The organism is Micromonospora sp. DT4 (assembly GCF_049841675.1).
GTDB lineage: Bacteria > Actinomycetota > Actinomycetes > Mycobacteriales > Micromonosporaceae > Micromonospora.
In genome coordinates this window covers 1-4,458 of record NZ_JBNCKT010000208.1, presented here as the reverse complement: position 1 = coordinate 4,458, position 4,458 = coordinate 1, and the positions used below count along the sequence as shown (strand labels likewise).

General features: G+C 68.6%; 2 protein-coding genes and 1 pseudogene. 1 reads left to right on the top strand and 2 read right to left on the bottom strand.

What is annotated here, in order from left to right; genetic code table 11:
• Positions 1-199: 199 nt before the first annotated feature.
• Positions 200-2,161: pseudogene (locus tag ACLQ24_RS28670) on the top strand (UvrD-helicase domain-containing protein); the annotation flags it as partial.
• On the opposite strand, the gene ACLQ24_RS28665 reads toward ACLQ24_RS28670, so the two are convergent.
• Complete coding sequence (locus ACLQ24_RS28665) at positions 2,109-3,656, bottom strand: WXG100 family type VII secretion target (RefSeq protein WP_425894857.1); 1,548 nt, start codon at positions 3,654-3,656, stop codon at positions 2,109-2,111. The pseudogene ACLQ24_RS28670 and the gene ACLQ24_RS28665 overlap by 53 nt on opposite strands.
• Positions 3,657-3,658: 2 nt before the next feature.
• Positions 3,659-3,973: a type VII secretion target gene (locus ACLQ24_RS28660; RefSeq protein ID WP_425894856.1), complete on the bottom strand. Its 315-nt coding sequence runs from the start codon at positions 3,971-3,973 to the stop codon at positions 3,659-3,661.
• Positions 3,974-4,458: the final 485 nt, after the last annotated feature.

Here is a 4,458-nt window from a genome sequence, read left to right as displayed (position 1 = left end):
GCCAAACAAGCCCACTACGCCCGCCGCCTCACCCTCGAACTCCAGCCATGATCACGAAGTACGGCTGCCGTACTAGCTCCTGTTCCTGCCCCGATATCCATCGGAGGGTCCGCCCGTGCCGCAGCTCGCCTTCGCCAATAGCTTCTGGCAGAGCTTTGACGTCCTGGAGAAGCCGATCAAGGCCGGCGTACGTAAAGCGATGGAGAAGTTCCAGCAACTCACCATCGCCGAGCTGCACTCCGACAAGGGACTGCACCTGGAGTCGGTGCACAACGCCCGGGACCCGCGCATGCGGACCATCCGGATCAACGACTTCTGGCGCGGCGTCGTGCTCGCCCCCGATGACGGTAGCGACACGTTCCTTCTGCTCAACGTCGTGCCGCATGACGGCGCGTACACCTGGGCGGCGAAGCGCCTCTACACCGTCAACACGGCGACCCGGGCGTTGGAGGTCCGCAACACGGTAGCCATCGAACAGCTCACCCCGGCGCTGGAGAAGGTGGCAGCGCAGGCGCCGACGTTGCTGTTCGCGAAGCACTCGGACTCGGCGCTGCGGAACCTCGGCATCGACGACCAGGTGCTGCGGGCTGTCCGCACGATCATCGACAAGCCGCAGTTGGAGGCGTTCGGGACGCTGCTGCCCGAGGACCAGTTCGAGGTGCTGCAGTACCTCGCCGAGGGGTTCACCCCGGATGACGTCTACCGCGACCTCGTCGCCGAACGTCGCCCGGCCGACGCCCCGGACGAGCCCAGCGAGAGCCTGGCGATGGCGATCGTCAACACCGCCAACCGGATCACGCTGGTGACCCGGCCCGACGAGCTGGCCGAGATCCTCGACAAGCCGTTCGCCGCGTGGCGGGTGTTCCTGCACCCGTCGCAGCGGCGCGTCGCGTACCGGGTGTCGTACAAGGGGTCGGCGCAGGTGACGGGCGGCCCCGGCACCGGCAAAACGGTGGTCGCCCTGCACCGGGTCAAGCACCTGCTCTCCCGTACTTCGGGCGGCCGGGTGTTGCTCACCACGTACACGAATGCCCTGGCCGCGACGCTGCGGACGAACCTGGCGCTGCTCCTCGGCGATGAGGAGCAACTGGCGCGGGTCGAGGTGACCACCGTGAACGCTTTCGCCAACCGTGCGTTGAGGGCGCTCGCCAGCCGAGTGGTGACCCCGATCGGCGACACCGACGAGCGGCAGGTGTGGCGACGGGTCTGCCGCCGGCTGGACCTGCCCTGGACCGAGAAATTTCTCGCCCAGGAATTCCGGCACGTCGTTCTCGCTCAGGACGTGCGCAGCCGAGATGACTACCGCGCGGTCAAACGCAGGGGACGTGGTTCGGCGCTGGGCACCTCACAACGCGACCAGGTATGGGCCGCTGTCGAGATGTTCCTGGTGGAGCTGTCGGCGGCTGGCAATCTCACGCACCTCCAGGTGTGCGCGCAGGCGGCGCAACTGCTCGGCAGTGCGGACCTGAGCGTGCACGGGTTCGACCACGTGGTGGTCGACGAGGCCCAGGATCTGCACCCCGCACAGTGGCGGGTGCTGCGCGCCGCCGTCGCACCCGGCCCGGACGACCTCTTCATCACCGGCGACCCACACCAACGGATCTACGACTCACGGGTGTCGCTCAGCGCCCTCGGCATCTCCGTCGCCGGACGCAGTAGTCGGCTGCGCATCAACTACCGCAGCACCGAGGAGATTCTGACCTGGGCCACCAGCGTGATGGCGGGGCCGCGGATTGACGACCTCGCGGGCGAGGGCGAGGACAGCCTGACCGGCTATCGGTCGCTACTGCACGGCATTCGACCCCACGCCGAAGGCCACGACACGCAGAAGACCGAGGTCGCAGCCCTGGTCAAGCGCGTGGCGGAGTGGCTCGACCAAGGCGTCCAGCCCAGCGAGATCGCGGTCTGCGCACGGTTCAATCTCCTGCTGAACACCGTGTACGACGAGCTGACCGCCGCCGGTGTGCCGGCGGTGTGGGTGCGGGATCAGCCCAGCGCAGACGTCGAGGGCGTACGGCTCGCCACCATGCACGCGATGAAAGGCCTCGAATTCCGCTGTGTTGCAGTGGCGGGAGCCACGGCGAGGGCGGTTCCCTTCGCAAAGGAGGTCACGCCCAGCGAGGTCGACCAGCTGCAACATGACAGCGACCTACTCCGGGAACGCTGCCTGCTCTTCGTCGCGAGCACCCGCGCCCGGGAGGCGCTGCATGTGTCGTGGAGCGGCCAGCCCAGCCCGTTTCTGTCGTTTGTGTCGAGCTGATGCGCTCGCCGCGAAGCGGCCGGACGCCCCCTGCGGCGGCCTCCCGGAGCAACAGGTGGATGACGTGGGAGAGCGGCGGTCCCAAGAGCGTCGAGAGCGCCTGCGTGAACTGCGGCGACGCCGTCCACGGCCGGGCGAACTCCCAGGGTTGCTGAAGTCCGGTGTCGGCGGGGTACCTCGGGTGCGGGAACACCTCCGGGCGGGTGCCGAACTGGTGGAGGTCCTCGAGGCCCGGCATGCTGACGTCATCGGCGCGGAGGCGATCCTCAAGCGGCGCAAGCGGGAGGCCGCCGTGCCGCTGCGGGTGTGGCGGACGTGGCGGATGCCGACCAGCCTCGACATGAGTCGTCGGATAGGGCCGTCCGCCACGAAGCTCCGAGACGTGGAAGCGCTCGTGTTCGAGCGTACGGGCCAGGTCCTCCCCACTTCGGAACGCTTCGCGGCAGAGCATGACCGACCCGTCTGCTCTGGTCATCCCGCACACGCCGGAGAGCCGGTTGTTGATGCTCACGTCGATGTCCGAGACGTCGATGCCGTACTTCGCGGCGATGGTCTGCACCGACTGTCTCGTCATCGGCATGCGAGGGCCGGCGCCCCTGCCCCTTACCCGACTCAGCCCGTCAGCCCCAATGTTCGGCTGCTGGAGCCGCCCGAGGGCCTGCCGCAGCCCGTCGACGAGGTCGCCGAGGCGGCGGATGTCCGGGACGAGTCGGCGGAGGCTGGACAGCAGCGCGCGAAGCAGTCGTGCGATTCGTGCTCCCCAGGAAGCGACCAGCGTCGTCACCTGTTCGGCGATCAGCGGTGTGGCGAGGCCGGCGGTGGCGACGAGTTCACCGGCGTACACGATGAGGCGGGAGACGCAGGTGGCGATGGCGTCGCGGACGAGGAGCCGGACGGCGGCGACGAGGCCGGCGGCGCCTTCGGTGATGGCGGCCATGGTGTCGGCGCCGCGGGCGAGGCCGGATATCGCCTGTTGCTGCTGGCCGGCCCAGGTGCGGTAGGCGGAGCTGGCGCTGCCGCCCCAGCCGGCTACGTCAGCGCGTACGGCAACGCCCAGCGCGGCGGCGCCGTCGTGGAGGGCGGCTGCGACGTTGCACCAGGTGGCGGCGTGGGCGGTGATTTCGGCGGGATCTCCGGCGAGCCAGTCGAGGGCTTCGCTGAGGGGTTTGACGTGCTCGATGAGCCAGGCGATGCCGTACTGCAGGAGTGCGCCGACGGGGTCGGAGACGAGGGCGAGCGCGTCGAGGCCGGCGCTGACGACGCCGAGGCTGCCGTCGATCCAACTGCCGCTGCGCACGCCCTGGGCGATGAGGTCGAAGTCCTCGCAGATCCAGATGCCGGCCCATGGCGTGGGCGAGGTGTCGGCGGCGGACGCGACAAGTGGGTTGACGGTCACCGTCAGCCCTGCGGGGGACGGAGGCGATTCTCGGCGCGGATGTCTGAGGCTCGGTAGCGTTCGGCGCTGACACACAGCCAGTCGGCAGTGTCGCGCACCGAGTCGGCGGCTGTGCTGACGCCGCCGACGAGGGTGCGCTGTAGTCCGTCCAGCAGGATGGGCATGACCGCGCAGAGTCGCCCATAGGCGTCGGCGCCGAGTCGGACGTGCTGGCCGGCCTGGCGGGCGGTGTCGACGCGGTCGGAGACGCGGTCGAGGTGCGTGGCGTGGGTTCTGAGCGCGCTCGGGTCGACCCGCACCTCGTCACCGCCCGGCATCTGGCGATCTCCGGTCGAGCTGAAGCCGGCTTCGGTAGGAGTCGACGATCGCCTGGCTGCTCGGGTCGTCGCCGAGGGCGTCGGCGGTGGTGGTGCTGACCTGCTGTAGCAGGTCGGCGTGAGCGGCTTGGGTGGTCTCCAGGATCTGCCGGGCGGTGCGCGCTGCGGAGTGCTGCCGGACCCGTTCGTCGAGGCGGAGACCGCTTAAAGCACCTCGATCAACACCATAGGCTCAATCATAGAAACCGGCACAGTCCACTCGAAAAGTGAACAATCCTGGTTCCTGTCGCAGGATATTCGCCTGGTGTGTTTGACATATTTTCGGTTTCCGCGGAGGAGTTTCTGAAGTCGTTGGCTGGTTGTAGGGGTGGGAGGGGTGTTCGGGGTGGGTGGGGCAGGTTTTGTGACGTGTGTGGAGTTTGGGGTGTCGTGGGTGCGGTCGGGGGTGTTTGTCGGCGGGGGTGTGCCGCCGGAGGTGGTGTATG